This is a genomic window from Natrialba magadii ATCC 43099 (genome assembly GCF_000025625.1).
Taxonomy (GTDB): domain Archaea; phylum Halobacteriota; class Halobacteria; order Halobacteriales; family Natrialbaceae; genus Natrialba; species Natrialba magadii.
The window spans coordinates 1,221,287-1,239,443 of record NC_013922.1; the positions used below are offsets into that span (position 1 = coordinate 1,221,287).

The 18,157-nt window shown below is 63.8% G+C and carries 18 protein-coding genes; 8 read left to right on the plus strand and 10 right to left on the minus strand.

The window, feature by feature from the left end:
- Positions 1-266: 266 nt before the first annotated feature.
- Positions 267-623 (minus strand): hypothetical protein, encoded by a 357-nt coding sequence (locus NMAG_RS22000; RefSeq protein WP_004217085.1) that lies wholly within the window; start codon positions 621-623, stop codon positions 267-269.
- A 283-nt stretch (positions 624-906) separates the two neighbouring features.
- Between NMAG_RS22000 and NMAG_RS05745 the strand changes: the two genes are divergently transcribed.
- Complete coding sequence (locus NMAG_RS05745; RefSeq protein WP_012996480.1) at positions 907-1,620, plus strand: glycosyltransferase; 714 nt, start codon at positions 907-909, stop codon at positions 1,618-1,620.
- An 87-nt stretch (positions 1,621-1,707) separates the two neighbouring features.
- Positions 1,708-2,100, plus strand: coding sequence for a pyridoxamine 5'-phosphate oxidase family protein (locus NMAG_RS05750; RefSeq protein WP_012996481.1), 393 nt, complete (start codon positions 1,708-1,710; stop codon positions 2,098-2,100).
- A 60-nt stretch (positions 2,101-2,160) separates the two neighbouring features.
- Here the strand turns inward: NMAG_RS05750 and NMAG_RS05755 are convergent, their stop codons facing one another.
- The 3 genes from NMAG_RS05755 to NMAG_RS05765 all read right to left on the minus strand — a co-directional run bounded on the left by NMAG_RS05755 (position 2,161) and on the right by NMAG_RS05765 (position 4,312).
- Positions 2,161-2,652 (minus strand): TspO/MBR family protein, encoded by a 492-nt coding sequence (locus NMAG_RS05755; RefSeq protein ID WP_049916415.1) that lies wholly within the window; start codon positions 2,650-2,652, stop codon positions 2,161-2,163.
- A 70-nt stretch (positions 2,653-2,722) separates the two neighbouring features.
- Positions 2,723-3,496 (minus strand): Nif3-like dinuclear metal center hexameric protein, encoded by a 774-nt coding sequence (locus NMAG_RS05760; RefSeq protein WP_004217091.1) that lies wholly within the window; start codon positions 3,494-3,496, stop codon positions 2,723-2,725.
- A gap of 84 nt (positions 3,497-3,580) precedes the next feature.
- Positions 3,581-4,312 carry a class I SAM-dependent methyltransferase gene (locus NMAG_RS05765; RefSeq protein ID WP_004217092.1) on the minus strand — a complete coding sequence of 244 codons (732 nt, stop codon included), beginning with the start codon at positions 4,310-4,312 and terminating at the stop codon, positions 3,581-3,583.
- A 359-nt stretch (positions 4,313-4,671) separates the two neighbouring features.
- Between NMAG_RS05765 and NMAG_RS05770 the strand changes: the two genes are divergently transcribed.
- Entirely contained in the window at positions 4,672-5,583 is a 912-nt protein-coding gene (locus NMAG_RS05770; RefSeq protein ID WP_004217093.1) for an acetamidase/formamidase family protein, read from the plus strand.
- A gap of 31 nt (positions 5,584-5,614) precedes the next feature.
- Here NMAG_RS05770 and speB read toward each other — a convergent pair whose 3' ends face one another.
- On the minus strand, positions 5,615-6,469 hold the full coding sequence (gene speB / locus NMAG_RS05775) for an agmatinase (protein ID WP_004217094.1): 855 nt from the start codon (positions 6,467-6,469) through the stop codon (positions 5,615-5,617).
- Positions 6,470-6,471: 2 nt separating this feature from the next.
- A complete protein-coding gene (locus NMAG_RS05780; protein ID WP_004217095.1) occupies positions 6,472-6,846 on the minus strand; it encodes a translation initiation factor IF-5A in 375 nt (124 codons plus the stop codon).
- 197 nt (positions 6,847-7,043) lie between these two features.
- On the opposite strand from NMAG_RS05780, the gene NMAG_RS05785 reads away from it, so the two are divergent.
- On the plus strand, positions 7,044-7,910 hold the full coding sequence (locus NMAG_RS05785; protein WP_004217097.1) for a hypothetical protein: 867 nt from the start codon (positions 7,044-7,046) through the stop codon (positions 7,908-7,910).
- Between the two features lie 183 nt (positions 7,911-8,093).
- Complete coding sequence (locus tag NMAG_RS05790) at positions 8,094-9,434, plus strand: outer membrane protein assembly factor BamB family protein (protein ID WP_012996483.1); 1,341 nt, start codon at positions 8,094-8,096, stop codon at positions 9,432-9,434.
- A gap of 57 nt (positions 9,435-9,491) precedes the next feature.
- On the opposite strand, the gene NMAG_RS05795 is transcribed toward NMAG_RS05790, so the two are convergent.
- From NMAG_RS05795 to NMAG_RS05805, 3 genes are all read right to left on the minus strand, one after another.
- Positions 9,492-10,589, minus strand: coding sequence for an enolase-like domain-containing protein (locus tag NMAG_RS05795; protein ID WP_004217099.1), 1,098 nt, complete (start codon positions 10,587-10,589; stop codon positions 9,492-9,494).
- A 154-nt stretch (positions 10,590-10,743) separates the two neighbouring features.
- Entirely contained in the window at positions 10,744-12,381 is a 1,638-nt protein-coding gene (locus NMAG_RS05800) for an ABC1 kinase family protein (RefSeq protein WP_004217100.1), read from the minus strand.
- Between the two features lie 63 nt (positions 12,382-12,444).
- On the minus strand, positions 12,445-13,023 hold the full coding sequence (locus NMAG_RS05805) for an Hsp20/alpha crystallin family protein (RefSeq protein ID WP_012996484.1): 579 nt from the start codon (positions 13,021-13,023) through the stop codon (positions 12,445-12,447).
- A 149-nt stretch (positions 13,024-13,172) separates the two neighbouring features.
- Between NMAG_RS05805 and NMAG_RS05810 the strand changes: the two genes are divergently transcribed.
- The 3 genes from NMAG_RS05810 (at position 13,173) to NMAG_RS05820 (ending at position 17,425) form a co-directional block, all read left to right on the plus strand.
- A complete protein-coding gene (locus tag NMAG_RS05810; RefSeq protein WP_004217102.1) occupies positions 13,173-14,504 on the plus strand; it encodes a molybdopterin molybdotransferase MoeA in 1,332 nt (443 codons plus the stop codon).
- 39 nt (positions 14,505-14,543) lie between these two features.
- Positions 14,544-16,592, plus strand: a complete 2,049-nt coding sequence (locus NMAG_RS05815; RefSeq protein WP_004217104.1) for a molybdopterin biosynthesis protein — start codon at positions 14,544-14,546, stop codon at positions 16,590-16,592.
- Positions 16,593-16,777: 185 nt separating this feature from the next.
- On the plus strand, positions 16,778-17,425 hold the full coding sequence (locus NMAG_RS05820) for a helix-turn-helix domain-containing protein (protein WP_004217106.1): 648 nt from the start codon (positions 16,778-16,780) through the stop codon (positions 17,423-17,425).
- A 46-nt stretch (positions 17,426-17,471) separates the two neighbouring features.
- On the opposite strand, the gene NMAG_RS05825 is transcribed toward NMAG_RS05820, so the two are convergent.
- Complete coding sequence (locus NMAG_RS05825; protein ID WP_004217107.1) at positions 17,472-18,122, minus strand: HAD family hydrolase; 651 nt, start codon at positions 18,120-18,122, stop codon at positions 17,472-17,474.
- Between the last annotated feature and the right edge of the window lie 35 nt (positions 18,123-18,157).

Here is an 18,157-nt window from a genome sequence, read left to right on the forward strand (position 1 = left end):
GCACTCGCGAATTGAACACAGCGTCCAACAGCCAGTCGGCTGGTCGAATCCAATTCGAGAGAACGCTATCGCCGGGAATCGGCGACAGCGGGCCTGGCAGTACTCATAGGGTTCGTCATCGCCAGGTGCCGAGTCTGGCTCGGGTCAGCACTTCGTCATCGGCCAGGCGGCAATAGGGATGCGAGCGGAAAACGGTTGTCGGTTAGCCAGCTAGCCTGGTGACCGGCGGCTGTGAGTGGGTGTACTCGAGTCCAACTGCGTTCTGACTACGGTTGAGTGGAGTCATCCGAGGACCGCGAATTTGCGAAGGCGGTGTTCCACTCGTCGATGAGGTTCTGGAGGCGGTCCGTGTGGCGGTGGGAGAACGTTGCTGGCGAGCGGGCGGTGGCGGATGTCCCCGATGAAGGACTAGCTCCGTCGGCAGTGCTTGCGTCAGTGCTAGTATCGGGTCCGAAGCGTGTAGCGGTGTCTGTCTGTGTCTGCGTCTGTGTCTGTGTCTGTGTCTGTGTCTGCGTCTGTGTCTGCGTCTGCGTCTGTGTCTGCGTCTGTGTCTGTGTCTGTGTCTGCGTCTGTGCTTGTGCTTGCGTTCGCGTCTGGGTCTGTGGTCGGTGTCGTGTGCTCATGTCGGTCGGGTCTGGTTGGGCTGCAGGGTATCATAAGAGGCGGTTCGAAGACGGGGTGGTGTGTGAGCGAGTTCACGCTCCAAGGCGTACGTGTACGACCGACATTGTCTGTACACAATCCATCATGGTCCATCATTATAAATCTTCATGATAGATACTGCATGTTGCCGTGAATAGACGAATCGGCGGCTAACAGGGTGATCTCCGGGGAGAGACTGCGATTACGCGGGGCGTACACCACCACGGCTAAGCAACCCGCAGGTGAGCGAGTACGACGAGAAGGATGTCCGCGAGTACGACCCGGTCGGCAGTTGAGGACTCATCGTCGACACCAGCCCCACCACCCATCGACGTGAGCATCGTTATCCCCGCACGAAACGAGGCCGCATACCTGCGCGGCGCGCTCTCGAGTATCGCCGCGCTCGACACCGCCTACGAGTACGAGGTGATCGTCGTCGACGGCGCGTCTACCGACGACACGCAGGTGATCGCCCGCGAGTACGGGGCGACGGTCGTCGAGGAGGAGGGCTCGAGTATCGCCGTGGCTCGTAACCGTGGTGCCAGCCACGCCGACGGCGAGTGGCTTGCGTTCGTCGATGCCGACACCCGCATGCGGGCTGATTACCTCACCGAGATGCTGGGGTTCGTCGAACGCGAGGGGATCGCGGCCGCGAGTTCGCGCTGTTGGATGACCGGCCCCGTTCGCGCGAAGCTGATGGAGGCGACGATCAATCAGCTCTTCCCACGGCTTGCGTCCCCGGTGCTGCCAGGGTTCAACTGCGTCGTACACCGGCGGGCGTTCCACGATGTGGGCGGCTTTCCGGACGTCCCGAACGAGGATACGGCGTTCAGCCGACGGCTCGGCCGACAGTATCCGACGGCCTACCATCCCGACGTACTCGTCGCGAGTTCTGGCCGCCGGATTACCGACGATGGACTGACGGGAACGCTCTGGCACTATTTGCGGCTGGACGTGGGCCGACTCCGGTCCTCGTGATCGTGATTCTGTTGCGAACGCCGGTTCCGACACGAGCATGACTCCGCCGGGACACCACTTTTGTCCGTTCTCGTGGGGTACCGAGTCGTGTCTACCGTCTCAGCCGAGACTGCCGAGCTACTCGAGAGCGAACCGCTCATGGCACACCTCGGAACCTGTGTCGACGAGCGACCACACGTCGCGCCGGTCTGGTACTCCTACGACGAGTCGGCCGAGGTCGTCGAGGTCGTGACGAGTGGGAAGAAACTGGCGAACATCAGGGAGAACCCGCGCGTCGCGCTTTCGATACAGGCTGACGAGGGCGGACAGACCCAGTGGACGGTGAGCCTGCTCGGCACGGCGACGATCGTCGAGGACGAGGCAGCGAACGAGGACGCTCGCCGGCGAATCCATGCGAAGTACGACGCGCCTGCAGACGCTTACGCGGATAACACGCTGGTGCGGATCGACGTGGGGTCGGCAACGTCACAGACGTATTGAGGATGGTGCGTGACCAACTGAGACTGTCACGTGGCTGTTCTCGTGCCCGCGTTTCGGTGCTCAGCTGGCGTAAATCGTGTAGTTGAGCACGGCGGCGAACGAGACCCAGGCGATGTAGGGAACCAGCAACACCGCCGCCAGTCGATCGACGCGGGCAAACGTCCAGATGGTCGCGACGACGGCGACCCACAGCACCGCGATGACGAGCAAGCCGAGATCCGCCCGCTGCAGGCCGAAAAACGCGGGCGTCCACGAGACGTTCACGACGAGTTGCACCGCGAAAATAGCAATTGCGAGGCGAACATCGCTCCGGGAGGTGCCGTGTCGCCAGACGAGGTACAGCGCGAGTCCCATCAGCGTGAACAGGGTCGTCCAGGCGATCCCGAAAACGATCCCCGGCGGAAAGAACCACGGCTCGGCGAACCAGCTCGTATCCGAACCGAAAACGAGCGACGGCGACGAGCCGATCACGTTGACGCCGATGATCATACCGACCGCGACCGCAACCTCGCGCGCAGACGGTCGTGGCGGGAGTTCGCGTACAACCTCCATATCCATACGGAACGTCCACCGGCGACTGGAATAGTATTCGGGGTGAGTTAGCCAGTCGGCCAGCTCCAGCCTACAGCCCGGTTGGAACCTCGAAATAACTCGTCTCGAGGTCGACGTCCCACGACTCGACGCGCTCCCGAACTGCTCGGACGCCGAACGTCTCCGTCGCGTAGTGGCCTGCCAGCACGACGTGAATGCCAGCCTCCCTGGCCTCGTGGTAGGCCTTCTGTTTCCCCTCTCCCGTCACAAGCGCATCCACGCCCGCCTCGACTGCCTCGTCGAGCCAGTCCGTCCCGCTTCCCGTGATGATCCCTACCTCCTCGATTTCGTCCGGGCCGAACTCGAGTACTTGCACTGGCTGGCCGCCCGTCTCGAGAGTGGACTCGAGTTGGTCGCGCAGTTCGGCAGGCGTATACGAGTCAGTAGCGCGGCCGCGCTGGCCGATGTACTCGGGGCCGAGTTCGCCGAACGGCTGGCGGTTTTCGAGGCCGAGGACGTCGGCGACGCCGGCGGCGTTGCCGAGTTTCTGGTGGCCGTCGAGTGGGAGGTGTGAGACGTACAGCGCGAGGTCGTGTTCGATCAGCGGTTGGAGGCGGTCGTAGGTTCGACCAGTCACACGATCAAAGCCGCCCCAGGAGATGCCGTGGTGGGTGACCAGCACGTCCGCGTCGGCCTCGATCGCCTGCTCGAACGTCTCTTGGACGCCGTCGACTGCGAACGCGACGTGCTCGACTGTTCTCTCGTGTGGTCCGACCTGGAGGCCGTTCGCGCTGGCGTCGAGGTCGGCGTACGCTGCGGTGTCGAGCGTCTCGTCGAGTCGGTCGACGAACGCGGCGAGTTCCATGCTCATGGGTAGCTTACACGCGTCCGTTATTCCGCGGCGGGCTTGTATCCTTGCGGTCTCTGGCTGTGCCGTGGACGGAGTCAGCTACGACCGACAGTCGAACGCACGCACCGTGTGGCGCTCGATTTCGGTATCGGTGCAGTCGACCGGCCGGAGACCGCGGTCGGTGAAGACCTGTTCCCAGTCTCGGATGTAGAGCGGGAGTCCGTCGACTTCGCGGACTTCGCGCAGTGGGGAATCTGAGTCTGGGCCTGAAGCTGAATATGATTCTGCTTCTGGCCCTGGCCCTGCTTCTGCTTCTGGCCCTGCTTCTGGCTCTGCTTCCGCTGTCGAATCGGACCCAGAATCCCCGTTCGAGGTATTACCCTCGTTCTCGGCCGTGATAACCGCAGTACTGGCGATACGAGCGAGGTCGTCGAACACCCAGTCGTTGTCGGGGTGGACGTGCTGAATCGTTTCGACCGAGTAGACGACGTCGAAGCGATTCGTCGGGAGAGAGTCGACGAGGTGTTCGATCGAGCAGCAGTAGAAGGTGCCCGCTTCGAACAGTTCGGGTGAGTTCTGAGCCATCACCTCGAAGGCGGTTTCGTTGATGTCGATGCCGGCGAGATTTTCGTAACCGTGTTCGTGGAGGTGTGCGAGGTGGCGTCCCGAACTGCAGCCGAGTTCGAGGACGGACGCATTCGGGTCGACGAGTTCGGACAGCGTCTGCTGAAGGGCCTTGCTCGTCGCGTTCGGGCCGTAGTAGGCGTAGTATTCGGGGGAGTAAGCTCCCGAGAGCGATTCCCAGCGGTCGTGGACGTCGGTTACGTTCATGGTGGATCGGTGTCGTATGCTCCGCATCTGCGGTCGCATCGCCGGTCGGACTCACAGTCACGTGTGCGCGTCTCAGTGTCCGTTTCCGTGTCCGTGTCCGACTCCAACGGGCTGATTTCGCGATCGTGTCCGCAACCGTATTGCAGTCATCGCCGCGACCATACCGCACCTCTCGCCGCAGTCGCATCGCAAACAGTCCGCGAGTAGCCTCCACCCGCGTGATACATATACCTGTGGTCCTGCACTCGCACGCAATCCTGCACTCGAACGCTGTAAACCGCGCCAGCACCGCTTGCGACTCCGAATCACGAATTTCCGCGAGAGGACGATTTACAACCACGCCATTCGTATCGATGGCTATGTCGCGACGAACGATCAGTCACGAGGAGGGCGCTATCTACGAGTTCACGCCGGAACTGGAACCGATCGCAACGGTCGAATCTGGCGAGAAGCTGACGATCGACACCAGAGACAGCTTAGACGGCGCAGTCCAGTCCGATTCGGACGTGATCGAAGCCGTCCCCGACGAGGTCAACGCCGCAACGGGACCCATCGAAGTCGCAGGTGCCAAACCGGGCGACGTACTTCGCGTCGACATCGAGGACATCCGCCTCACGGAAGAACACGGTCGCGTCATCTCGATCGAGGGCTTCGGTTTACTCGCCGGCCACGACGGGATCGAGGCCCCGAAAACACGGATGACACCCGTCGAAGATGGCAGCCTCTCGTTCGAGGGAATCGACGCCGACATCCCAGTCGACCCGCTCATCGGCACCATCGGCGTCGCGACTGAGTCGGAAACACACACGACGCTCGTCCCACACAACCACGGCGGCAACCTCGACACGACGGATCTCGCCGCCGGGAACACAGTCTATCTCCCCGTCTTTCAGGAGGGTGCCATGCTCGCGATGGGCGACTGCAAGGCTGCGATGGCCGACGGCGAGATGTGCGGCACCGGCGCGGAGATCGGCACGGACATCGACGTGACGGTCGAAGTGTTGAAAGAGCCCGAGACGGAGCTCGAACGCCCGCTGATCGAAACGCCCGACGCCTGGAAGCCGCTGGCCAACGCGGAGACACTGGAGGAAGCCTGCGAACTGGCCAACCGGGATGCACTCGAACTGCTGTCCGCAGAGCACGATATCAGTACGACTGACGCCTACCTGTTCTCGAGTCTGGTTGGTGGACTGGAGATCAGTCAGGTCGTGGACCCGCTGGTGACGGTGCGGAATTCGATTCCGAAGGAGTATCTGTCGTCGCCGTTCTGAACGGACGGGACGGTTCAAAGCGCCCCGGCTGCTACAGCCGCTCTGCTGCGTGCTCGTAGACGAACTCTCGCAGTAGCTTCGCGCCGAGCGAGGCCGCCTGGCCGTCGTCGCGGTCGTTGACCTCGACGATATCGAAGCCAGTCGCCTGTGGTGCGACCGCTCGAACCACGTTGCGCAACTCGCGTGGCTCGAGACCGAACGGCTCCGTGGTTCCGGTACCGGGCGCGTAGCCGGGATCTGCGGCGTCGATGTCGACGCTGAGGTAGGCCTCTCGATTGTCGACCCACCCTGTTGCGTTCCAGTCAGCGACATCTTCGGGTGGAACGACGGTCACGTCGTCTTCCGTGGCCCGCTCCCACTCGGCTTCGCTGCCGGCGCGAGCACCGATGACGACCAGTTCCTCGACCGAGTCGACGTCGTCGAGAATGCGGCGCATGACGCTCGCGTGTGAAAGCGGGTTGCCGTCGTAGTCGTCTCGCAGATCCAGATGGGCGTCGAGCGAGACGACAACCTCGGGTTCGACGGCCCGAGCGCCGGCCAGCGAGACCGTGTGCTCGCCACCGAGGGTGAGCGGGACGGCGTCGTCCCAGACGATATCGCGCAGCGTTCCCTCGAGCCACTCGAGATACGCGGACACGTCGTCCCACGCGCGAACGTCGCCGTGGTCGAGAACGCCGAGGTCCGAAAAGTACTGGTCCGTCCGATGGTCGTAATCGTCGAACGGCTCTGCAAACGTCCGCAGTTGCCGCGGACCGAATCTGGTCCCCGGCTGAAAGGTCGTCGACACGTCCAGGGGCGCACCGACGACCACGAAGTTCGCGTCTCCACGGGCGGACTCGGCCGCCGTGTCTGCTGCCTCGCGTTCGTCAGTCGCCCCAGGAAACATCCTTAGACGATCTTTCGCTGGTCTTCCATCTCGAGGTACTCGATGTTCTCGTCAGGGGAAGCGTCGACATCCTCGGGCATGCGCATCGTGATCGTTTCGTACGTTTCCAGGTCCATGACCTGCATGTCGTCGCCGTCGACGGAGACGACCTGACCCTGTTTGCGCTCGATGATCGGAACCCAGATCTTCGCGTCGACTGGCTGGGAGAGCGAGCGCTTCTTCCCGTCGAAGACGCCGACAGCCTCGATTCGGGCCTTGGCGCTGCCGTGCTTGCCTGGCTTCGCCGTCGAGTACGCGTTGATCTTGCACGCTGCGTCGTCAATAACTACGTAGCTACCTTCCTGGAGGTCGCGAACTTCTTGCTGCTGTTTCGCCATGTCCCGGGGTAATCAACCGATGGCCATAAACCGTTTGGAATGGCGGCTCCGACAGTTGTTTCTTCGATATCGGCCAACTTCGGCTTCTATCAGCCGCTAACGGCGGTTTCGAGGGGGTCGAATGGACAACAACGCCCCGACAAAACCGGCTGTCAGAAGCGAAACTATCTCGGCCCGAACCCACGAACAGCGACCCAATGACTGGCGGCACCGGCACTGTTACTTCCCACCTGGGGCACCTCCTCCAACTCGAGTTCGTCCAACTCGAGTTCGGGTTCGAGTTCGCGGTCACTGCCGAGTGGCAGTACCAGTACCAGTACCAGTACCTGCGGCTGTGGCAAGGTACACACCCCTCGCCTGGTGACCTCTCCGCCTCGGGAGTCATCCCGTCGACCACACTTGCGCTGGAGGCGGTCGTCATCACGCTTGTCGCCGTCGCCGCCGTCGTCGCCATCGTCTCCGGAATCACACGCTGGCTCTGGCAACGCTACCACCGATCCCGCGAGTCACCACCACTCTCGTCGCTGGCTGCCGACCTCGACGACCACCTCGCCACGGCACTCGGTCCCGGCACCGGCTCACACCTCGAGACGCCGCCGACCGTTCGCCGACTCGAGCGCGTCGACGACTCCGCTGCTCCTGCTGCGGGGGTGACTACCACCGTCGTTCCCGTTGTTCCCGTCATTCACATCGACCTCGGCACAACCGACACCCCTGGGCTGGGGCTGGTACTCGAGTACGTCGCGGCTGCACTCGAGACGGTGCATCCGGTACTCGAGGGGGATGGGTGTGAGTGCGAGTGTGAGTGTGAGTGCGAGTGTGAGTGTGGGTGTCCGTACGACGAGGACGAGCGAGACATCCGTCCACACTACTACGAATTCGAGGTCACGTTCGGGCCGGACGGCCTGCTCGTGTCGGGAGAGTGTCGTCGCATCGTGGTGCCGGTGACGTGTGCTGAGCAGTTGTGTTCGGAGTCGCGATATGGTGTCCACGAGTTACAACGGGAACTCGAGGATGGCGTTGGTGGGGAGGGAGTGCCGTCGGCTCTGTGGGAGCCGTGTTGAGTGGAGTCATGTGAGTGGAATTGTGTGAGTGAAATCGTGTGAGCGGAATCACCAGTATGTAGCCAACTGTCGCCTGCGCAGAACGTGGTGGCTGCGTAGCCCGTTTAGGGAGCGACAAGCGGCCTTGAAACCGTCCACGAACACAAATTATTTGCCGTGAACCGAGAGAACGAAACCACAGACATGCCCTCCAGACGTGCGGTACTCGCGACCTGCGGGAGCGCTGTTCTTGCCGGCTGTAGCGCCGTCCGACGGGAGCCGTCGGTGACCGGGTCGTGGCCTCAGCGCGGATATAACCGCTCTCGATCCGGTGTTCATCCCGGTGATATCGACGGGCCTGAGTCACCACTGACGGCCCGGTGGACGCGCTCACTGCCGTCGTATGGCGGATCGAGTACGTCGCCACTGCTCGCGAACGGCTCGCTCTACGTGGGCTACACCGACGGCCCACCGTCGCTCATGGAAGGAGAGCGGGCCATCGTGATCGAAGCAATCGACCCCGCGACCGGCGACAGTCAGTGGACCACGACTGCAACGACGACACGAGAGAGCCAGCAGACGTACCATCACGCCGATTCACTCACGCTCGCCGACGACGGATCGCTGATCCTGATACAGACGTCGAACGGTCTCTGTGCAGTCGCGACGGACGAGAACGAGGGGGAACAGTGGTGTTTCGACAACGTCAGCGACGGACAGCTCAGTTACCAACCGATCTCGCCTGCAATCGACGACGATACGGTCTATGTCGGTCACTATCGCCAGGTCGCCAGTGGTGAATCAGTGCCGCTGTTCTACGCCATCGATCTCACGGACGGCTCCGAACGTTGGCGCCACGAGTTCACGACGTGGGACGGAACGGGTGTCTACTCGGCTGTCGCTGTCGATGACGTCGTCTACCTCACGGAGTTCGAGGAAGGCGTGAAAGCGCTCGACGCAGCCGACGGCACCGAACTGTGGAGCGAGTCGCTCTCGGTAGACAGTGCGCCGACCGTCGTCGACGGTACCATCTTCGTCACCGAGGGATACCGCGGGGACGATGAGAGCTACGGCGCAGCAGCACTCGATACAACGACCGGCGAGGTCCTGTGGGAAGCTACTGACGACGAGTATGGCGGCGGGTGGATCCCCCGACAGCTGGCGGCAACTGACGACACGATGTACTACGCCGCCGGCTTTCGGCTCCTCGCCCGAGACACGGCGACTGGCGAGCGACGCTGGCCGGACGCGGATCGCCAGCTAGCCTCGCCAAACACCGACCCAGACGAACTCAGAGAGGCCGAACCCACCGCCGCTAGAACGGGTATCCCGGCAGTCGTCGGCGATCGCATCTACGTCGGCAATCGCAACCTCCTCGTCGTCATCGACCGCGAGACCGGCTCGGTCCACACGCACTACGATACCGAACGCTCACTCAGGAACTCGGTCGCCGTCGCAGACGATTGGCTCTACGCGAACACCGACAGCACCCTGTACGGACTCACGACGTGTGAGACCGAACTGTTCGGGCGCTGTCTTCGGTAGTCACCCCCTCACCAGGTCCCCGGTATCGAACATCCTACCCATGCCAGCCGTCACAGCTCACCACCGGAACCCTGCCGACGCTGCTGGCGGCTCGAGTGGACTCATCGGTAACTCCCCGTCAACGTCCGGATCGTTGTACGCCCCTGGCGCAACGTCGTTCGGCGTGTCGGGGTAGAACAGCGACGCTAACAACTGAATGTGTCCCCGGCCGACGCCGAGTTCGAACTGCCCGCCACCGTACATCTGAATGCCGCGTTCCTCGCAGTAGGCGATCGTCTCGAGTACCGACGCGACCGAGCCGAACCGGGACGGTTTGATGTTCAGCCAGTCGGGCTCCCAGGGCAGCTCCTTGACGTCCGCCAGGCTCTCGATCGGGGCGTCCCAGGAGACGCGCTCGCGGACGGCCTCGTCCTCGAACAGCGGCTCCGTCTCGTCGGTCAGGCCCGGGTCTTCGACGAGTGCGTCGGGAAAGGACTCGAGTGCCAACTCGTACAGCTCGGGGTCGGCGGGCGTGTCGACATCCGTCCCCTCGTACTGTCCCTTGAGGTCGAGAATCCGGATCAGGTCGGTTCCGACGGTGTCGGACTCCTCGAAGCGCGCGATGAGCGATTCGTCCCAGTCAGTCGTCGGATCGAGTTTGAACTCGATTTCTGGCACCTGTTCGCGAAGGGACTCGAGTCGGTCCGTCGTCGGTGGCTCGCCGAGGCGCATGCTGGTGACGAAGCGGACGGGGTCGCGCTCGCGGCCGAGTTCGGCGGCCAGCTTCGTGTCGGACTGGCGCAGCGCGAGGTCGAGCGCAGCGCTCTCGAGCCCCCAGCGGCGGTAGTTCCGAAAGACCTCGCGGTCGGGAGCGGTTGGGAAGAGATCGAGGTCGGCGAGGCGATTCGAGAAGGACTCGAGTGTGAACTCGCCGGTGAGATCCGGCAGGCCGTAGGCGGCGAGTTCGTCGTGGTCCTCGGTTTCGTAGGTGACGTCCTCGCCGATGCCCTCGAGGCCGTTACCGGCGAGTGTGATTTCGGTGGTGACGCGGGTGAAGCCACTCGAGGTGTCACGGGAGAGTCGTGCTGTCGAGACGCGTTCGATGGTGAGCGGCAGGTCGGCGAGCGAGCCGAACGAGAGGGGTGGTGGCGAGTCCGTGTCTGAATCCGGATCCATACCACTCTTTCGGAGGCCAGTGGAAAGAACGTTGAGGTGTTCTCACACGGAGGGTCGCCAGTGGTGGTCACAGCGTGGGTCATGGAGACGGTCAGCGGAGCAGTCGTCTCGCGGCAGAAGGACGAGACGACTGCCACGCAGCGGAACGACGACGCTATTCGTCGCGCCGACGTTGTCGCATGCTCTGTCTCGTAAACTGTGGTCGCGCCCGAATCGACCGCGGTTCGCGAAACGTCCGGTAGAGTTGGATCCCGACGAAAAAGGAGAAGACGGCCGCGACGATTGCAGCCCAGGGCGCGTTGAGCGCGTAGAGAACGCCCATCGAGAACAGCGACATCGTGAGCAACATGCCGTAGACGAGTCGCTTTGCGAGTTTGTCGAACACGCCGTCGGGATCTTCGACGCCAATACGGACGTAGAGGTCGTCCCGGTCGAGTCGGTCGAGTGTTCGCTCTGCTTTCGGCGTGATCCGGGTCAGCGATTCGCCGGTTTGGCGGAGTTGCTGTGCCGTTTCGGCGGCGTACTGTCTTGCCGTCTCCTCGCGGTAGCCCTGTTCGGTCAGGTAGCCCGTCGCGGTCTCGATGAAGTCGAAGTTCTCGTCGAGCGTAACACAGACGCCCTCGACGACTGTCGCGACCCGCAGGACGAGCGCGAGATTCTTTGGCAGCCGAAACGGAAAGACGTAGATCGAGTCCTCGATCTGACTGATGATCTGGTTGACCCGGTACTGTTCGATATCCTCGCCGCGGGCGTCCTGAATGGCGATCTCCATCACCTCAGCCATCACCCCGCGATCTGCATCGGGCGAGAGCGTCCCAATCTCGATCAGCGCGTCGAGGATACCGTCGATGTCCTGATTGGCGACGGCGATGTAGAACTCGATGATCTTCTCCTGGACGAAATCATCGACCCGGCCGGACATACCGAAGTCGTAGAAGACGATCCGGCCCTCGTCGGTCACCGCGAGGTTCCCCGGGTGCGGATCGGCGTGGAACACGCCGTCGTCCATGATCATCTGCATGTACGCCCACTGGAGGTTCTCCGCGACCTCGCTGCGGTCGATCCCGCGCGACTCGAGTTCAGCCACGTCGTTGATCTTCGTCCCTCCGATGTACTCCATCGTGAGGATGCGCGCCCCGGAGTGGCTCTCGACGACGGCCGGGATACGATAGCGGTCGTCGCCCACGAAGTTCGAGCGGATGGTCTCGAGCATCTCCGCTTCGCGCTCGTAGTCCATTTCCTCGCGGATCGTCTTCGCGAACTCGTCGGCGAGGTTCTCGAGTGAGAACGCGCGTGATTCGTCGACGAAAAAGAGCAACAGTGGGAGCGACCAGCGGATGACGCGCAGGTCGGCTTCGACCAGTGACTCGATTTCCGGGCGTCGGACCTTGACGGCGACCTCGCGGACATCGTCCTCGCGGTCGTCGACTGTCTCGGAGTGGAGCCGTGCCCGGTAGACCTGCCCCAGACTCGCACCACTGATCGCGTCGGTGTCGAACGACTCGAACTGCTCGTCGATCGAGCCGAGATCCGCTTCGATGATCGCTCTCGCCTCGTCCCACTCGGCCGGTGGCACCTCGTCTTGCAACGCGGCGAGTACGTCGATGTACGCCGGCGGAAGCACGTCCGGACGCGTCGAGAGGAGCTGGCCGAGTTTGATGAACGTCGGCCCGAGCGTCAGCAGCGACTCGAGTAGGACCGACGCGCGGTGGCGGCGGGTTTCGGTGTCGACGGATCGAGAGCGACCGAACAGGAGGAAGCGACGGCGGTCCCGTGCATACGCGAGTAGCAAGGGGAGAAACTGCCAGGCGACGAGGACGAATCGCTTGTACGCACGGAGAGAGCCCAGCCTCGGTCACCTCGGTTCGTCGGTTCCTGCAGTGTCGTTGGTCTCGTTGCGATCGTTGTCGTTGTCGCTACCGCTGTCGTTGATGTTGTCGTTGTCGGTATCGCTGTCGTTGTCGGTATCGCTGTCGCTGTGGTCGTGGTCGTGGCCGTACGTCAGTTCACCATCGTCGCCAGTATCGTCGCCAGCACCGCCAACAGCACTGTCGACAGCACCGTCGACAGCACCAGATTCATCGACAATGTTGATCATCATCTCCTCGCTCGTCGCCTTCGGTAGCGTGATCTCGAGTACCCCGCGCTCGACGACGGCGTCCGTCTCGACCCCCGCCGTCTGGACGTCGTTCGGGAGCGGTAGTTCGACGTCAACGAGCAGCGACCGGTTCTCCTCGAGATACTGGTAGCCATCGGGTGTGTCTTTCTCGCGCTGGGCAGTGATCGCGAGCTGGCCGTCCTCGACGACGCAGTCGAGCGAATCGGCGGTGATTCCTGGTACGTCGAGAACGAGCAGGTACGACTCGTCGCTCTCGAGAAGATCGAAGAAGACGTCCTCGGTGAGATCCCGCAGGGCGTCGCGGAGCGCTGGCATAGATACAGGTTCGAACGCCGATACGAAAAAGCCCGCGGTCGCGGTCATCACGTCCGCGGCCCGCTCACGCTCTGCTATCCGCCTGGGGAAGAGACACACCACGATGGTCCTCCCCTACGCTTTTGACGCCCCGCGACCCGCTACAGCATATGAAAGGAGCCGACAGCGAGCGCACCGAGGCCGGGTTCAAGGTCCGAACCCCGGTCACAGAGGCGCGCCAGCTACTCAGGGAGGCGATCGACGACCGTCACGGGAGGATGGCCGAGGGGACGGAGCCACCAACCGACACGGACGCCGTGTCACTCGAGTCCGCCGACGGTCGCGTGCTCGCAGCGCCGGTCGAGGCCGGCCGAAACGTGCCACACTACGAGCGGGCGGCGATGGACGGCTACGCCGTTCGCGCGGCGGATACGTTCGGTGCGAGCGAGCGCTCGCCGGCGGTGCTGCGGTCGAACGGGGGCCAAGACGGCGAAACGGTTACTGACGCACCTGTCACACCCGAAACCGCGACGCGGGTCCACACGGGCAGCGCGCTTCCCGAGGGGGCCGACGCGGTCGTGATGATCGAGCACGTCGAGACGGTCGCGTCGACGGGAGACCTCGAGATCACCGACGCCGTCGCGGAGGGGGAAAACGTCGCACCAGTGGGTGAGGACGTCGAGGCTGGACAGCACCTCTACGATGCCGGCCACCGGCTTCGGCCGTCGGATCTCGGCCTGTTGCGGTCGGTCGGGCGCACCGAGGTCGAAGTCCCAACGCGGCCGACGGTGGGCATCATCCCGACCGGCGAGGAAGTCGTCGAACACGACCCGGATCCGGGCGAGGTCATCGAGACCAACGGGCTCACCGTCTCGCGGCTGGTCGAACGCTGGGGTGGACGCGCGACCTACCGTGACATCGTCACGGACGACCACGAATCCCTGCGCGTCGCGATCCAGCGCGACCTGACGAAAGACGTTGTGGTGACGACCGGCGGTTCCTCGGTCGGCGAACGTGACCTGCTACCCGAGGTGATCGACGACCTTGGCGAGGTGCTCGTCCACGGCGTCGGCCTCAAGCCCGGCCATCCGGTCTGTCTTGGGATTGTTGAAGAGACGCCTGTCCTCGCGCTACCAGGCTATCCGGTCGCCTGTATCATCAACGCCGTGCAGTTCGTCCGGCCAGTACTTCACTGGCTCGCCGGGACCGAACCCGAACCCCATCCGACGACGCGGGCCCGACTCGAGCGCAAGATTCCCAGCGAACCCGGCACGCGAACGTTCGCCCGCGTGCAGTTGTCGCACAGCGGTGACAGCGACGACACAGCGGACGGACCTACCTACACCGCGACGCCAACCCGGGCCAGCGGCTCGGGGGTCCTCTCGAGTGTCGCGCTCGCGGACGGTTGGGTTGTCGTCGACGACGACCGGGAGGGGATTCCCGAGGGAGAGACGGTTCTGGTGGAGAACTGGGAGCCCGCCGGCGGCTGTGGCCGGCGGTAAGCAACTGACGTTTTTACCGTCCGCCTGCGAAGGGCCCGTATGAACCGCAAGGAGTTTCGCGACCTCGCCTCCCCAACGGAGGCCCGCGAGGCGATCGACTCGCTGTCGATCGAGGGCGGCGTCGAACGCGTGTCACTCGAGGACGCCCGCGGCCGCGTCCTCGTCGCACGGCTCGACGCCGAACTCGACGTACCCGGTTTCGATCGGGCCAGTCTGGACGGCTACGCGCTCAACGCACGGGATACGTTCGGCGCGGACGAGGCAGACCCCGCCGAACTCGACGTGGTCGGGACGGTCCACGCCGGCGAGGAGCCAGGAGTTGTACTCGAGTCGGGCCAGGCGGCCGAGATTTCGACGGGGGCGGTGATGCCGGATGGGGCGGATGCGATGGTGCCGGTGGAGCGGACGGACGTTGGTGGCGATGTCGACGATAGAACTGATGAGAACGGCGAGAGCGGCGAGGACCACGAGAGCAACGAGACAGTACTGGTCCGCACATCCGTCGCCCCCGGCGACAACGTCATGTTCGCCGGCGCGGACGTTGCTGCCGGCGAACGCGCACTCGGCCCCGGAACCCGCATCACACCGCGAGACATCGGCCTCCTCTCCGCGCTCGGGATCGACGAGGTGCCTGTCCGGCGCAAACCGCGCGTCGGCATCGTCTCCACGGGTGACGAACTGGTGCGTCCCGGCGGGGACGGGGAACTCGAGAGCACCCGTGGCGAGATCTACGACGTGAACAGCTATACGATCGCGGCCGGCGTCGAGGACGCGGGCGGCGAGGCGGTCCTCTACCCGCACGCGGGCGACGAGCAGGACGAGATGGAGCGGATTCTCCGCGAGGCTGCCGCGGAGTGTGACCTCGTGCTCTCCTCGGGGTCGACCAGCGCGAGCGCGGTCGACGTGATCTATCGCGTCATCGAGGAGCAGGGGGAACTGCTGCTTCACGGCGTGAGCGTCAAGCCTGGGAAACCGATGCTCGTCGGCCGACTGGACTCCTCCGCGTACGTCGGGCTTCCTGGCTACCCCGTCTCGGCGATGATGGTTTTCCGGACGTTCGTCGCGCCGGCGATCCGGCGGGCTGCTGGGCTTCCCGAACCCGAATCGGCGACCGTCACCGGCCGAATGGCTCGCGACGAGCGCTACGGCGAGGGCCGACTCCGGCTGATGCCGGTGGGGCTCGTTACCGACGGGGACGGGGGCGGGGGCGGGAACGGTAACGGTGCTGGTGCCACCGCTGGTAACGGTGCTGGAGCCAGTGACACCCTCGTCTACCCCGTCGACAAGGGCAGCGGCGCGACGACCAGCCTCGCCGAAGCCGACGGCGTCGTCGAAGTCGGTCCCGAGACGGACTACCTCGAACGCGGCGAGTCCGTCGATGTCCAGCTCTTTTCCCCCGACGTTCGCCCGCCTACGCTGCTCGGCGTCGGCGAAGACGATCCGACCCTCAACCGTGTGCTCGACCGCCTCGACAACCCCCGATATCTCTCGGTGGGCTCCCGACCTGGTCTCCGACGGCTCCGAGAGGGTATTCCGGACGTAGCCGTCGTCGCTGGTCCGAGCGGGCGCGAACACGGGCTCGAGGCGACCGAACTCGGCAGCTGGGAGCGCGACTGGGGGCTCGTCGTCCGCGCGGGCAACCCCGACGAGATCGACGGCCTCGACGACCTGGTCGACCGAGACTTGCAGTTCGTCAACCGAACGTCGGACTCCGGCCTCCGCACGAGCCTCGAGCGAGCACTCGCCGATCTCGCTGCAGAACGAGATGCAGAGACGGGAACAGGAACAGGAACAGGAACAGAAACAGGGACGAAAACCGACCACCACAACCTCGCCACCCAAATCGACGGCTTCGACGTCGGTCTGCGTGCCCACGAGAGCCCCGCCAGACGAGTTATTGCGGGTGAGGCTGACGCCGCACTCGGCCTGCGCGACACTGCGGAGCGACTCTCACTCGAGTACGTCCCACTCGGGACCCAGACGATGCACGTGCTCGCGAACCCGGATCGGGTAGAGAAAGCGAGCGTGCGGGAACTCGAGTCCGTGCTCGCGGACGCGGTTGTGGACGATGAAGGGCTGTCGCTCTGAGTGACGAAGAGCTGTACCGACGATGGGCGGTGAGCACTACGGAGTCAGTGGGTCACTGACTGGGACGACACAAGTCGGAACGAACGCGATCCGGAACGAACTGCCGGCGTAGTGTATATCCTAACAGAAGACAGTCAGCACGCCGTGAACAGCTATTTTTAGGTGATGCCGGTGTACGTAGCGTGATGTCGACGATAGCCGAGCTTCGGCTTCCGGCCACCGAAAACACCCTCGTGACTGCGTTCGAACACACCCCCGAGATTACCTTCGAACTCGAGTCGTCGGTCTCGAAAACCAGACCCTGTCTCTGGGTCACGGACGTCTCTCGCGAGGCGGCCGAGGAGACGTTCGATACCGACCCGGTTGTGCTCGAGCACGACCTGCTCGTCGAGTCAGATTCGAGACTGCTGTTCGACGTCGAGTTCGTCGACGGTGCGGGCACTGACGAGCTCTGTGAGACGCTGCTGGTCGACGGCGGCTCGCTGCTCGAGATGTGGGGCACCGACGGCTGGTGGCAAGCCAGAGTCAGATACCGTGACCGCGAAACGTTAACCGACGCCTACGACCGCCTGACGGAGTCGGGTACCAACGTCGACCTGCGACGGATCACCGATATCGCCCAGTCGAACGGTGGCGAGACCCGGCTCACCCCCGAACAGCAAGAGGCGCTCGAGGCCGCACTCGAGTACGGTTACTTCGAGATTCCGCGAAGCATCTCGATGGAGGAGCTGGCGGCCGAGCTGGGAATCTCGCATCAGGCGCTCTCCGAGCGATTCCGCCGGGCGTACGAGACGCTGGTAAACGAGGAGCTACAGCACGTAGAGCAGTCCTAACTGAGCGCTGATCGCTGTCATCCGTGGTACGGCAAGGAGTGGTCGCTCAAAACAGCTCGTCGAACGTCTCGACACGATAGTCACCGAGGACACACTGTCCGCGGCGGTCGTGGCCGACGCGCTCGATGTGGATTGCATCGAGGCCCGCGTTCCAGGCCGCACCCACGTCGTTCGCGCCGTCGCCCGCGAGCACGCCGCGGTGGCCGTTTTCAGCGACACCAAGGTCGTTCATCACCCGCTCGACCGGCTGTGGATCCGGCTTCCAGCCCGTCTGCTCCGTACAGCACAACCGCGCGTCGAACCAGTCGCCGATACCGACGTGGTCGAGCACCGGCTCACAGAGGAACTCCTGGCAGTGCGTGACCAGCCCGACTGGTTTGTCAAGTTCGGCGACGAACGCCGCGTCCTCGTGTAAATACGTCTGCTCGGCCCGCACCTGCGGGTCCTCCTCGGCGTGGAACGCGTCCCAGAACTCCCGTGGATCGATACCCCACTCGAGTAGCTGTCGGTCGCGCGAGCCGGTGAGGCCGTTCCAGAGGATGTCGGCCTCTGTGTCGGTGAACTCGCGGCCGAGACGGTCGCCGACGCGGTCGAATACGCCACGGGTGTAGGACCACTCGACGTCGACGAGGGTGCCGTCGAGGTCGAGCAGCCAGAAGTCGTACTCGTCGTCATCGTGCACGTTCTGGGTGGCCATCGGGACACTGCACTACGGTTTTCGTGAGTAAATGT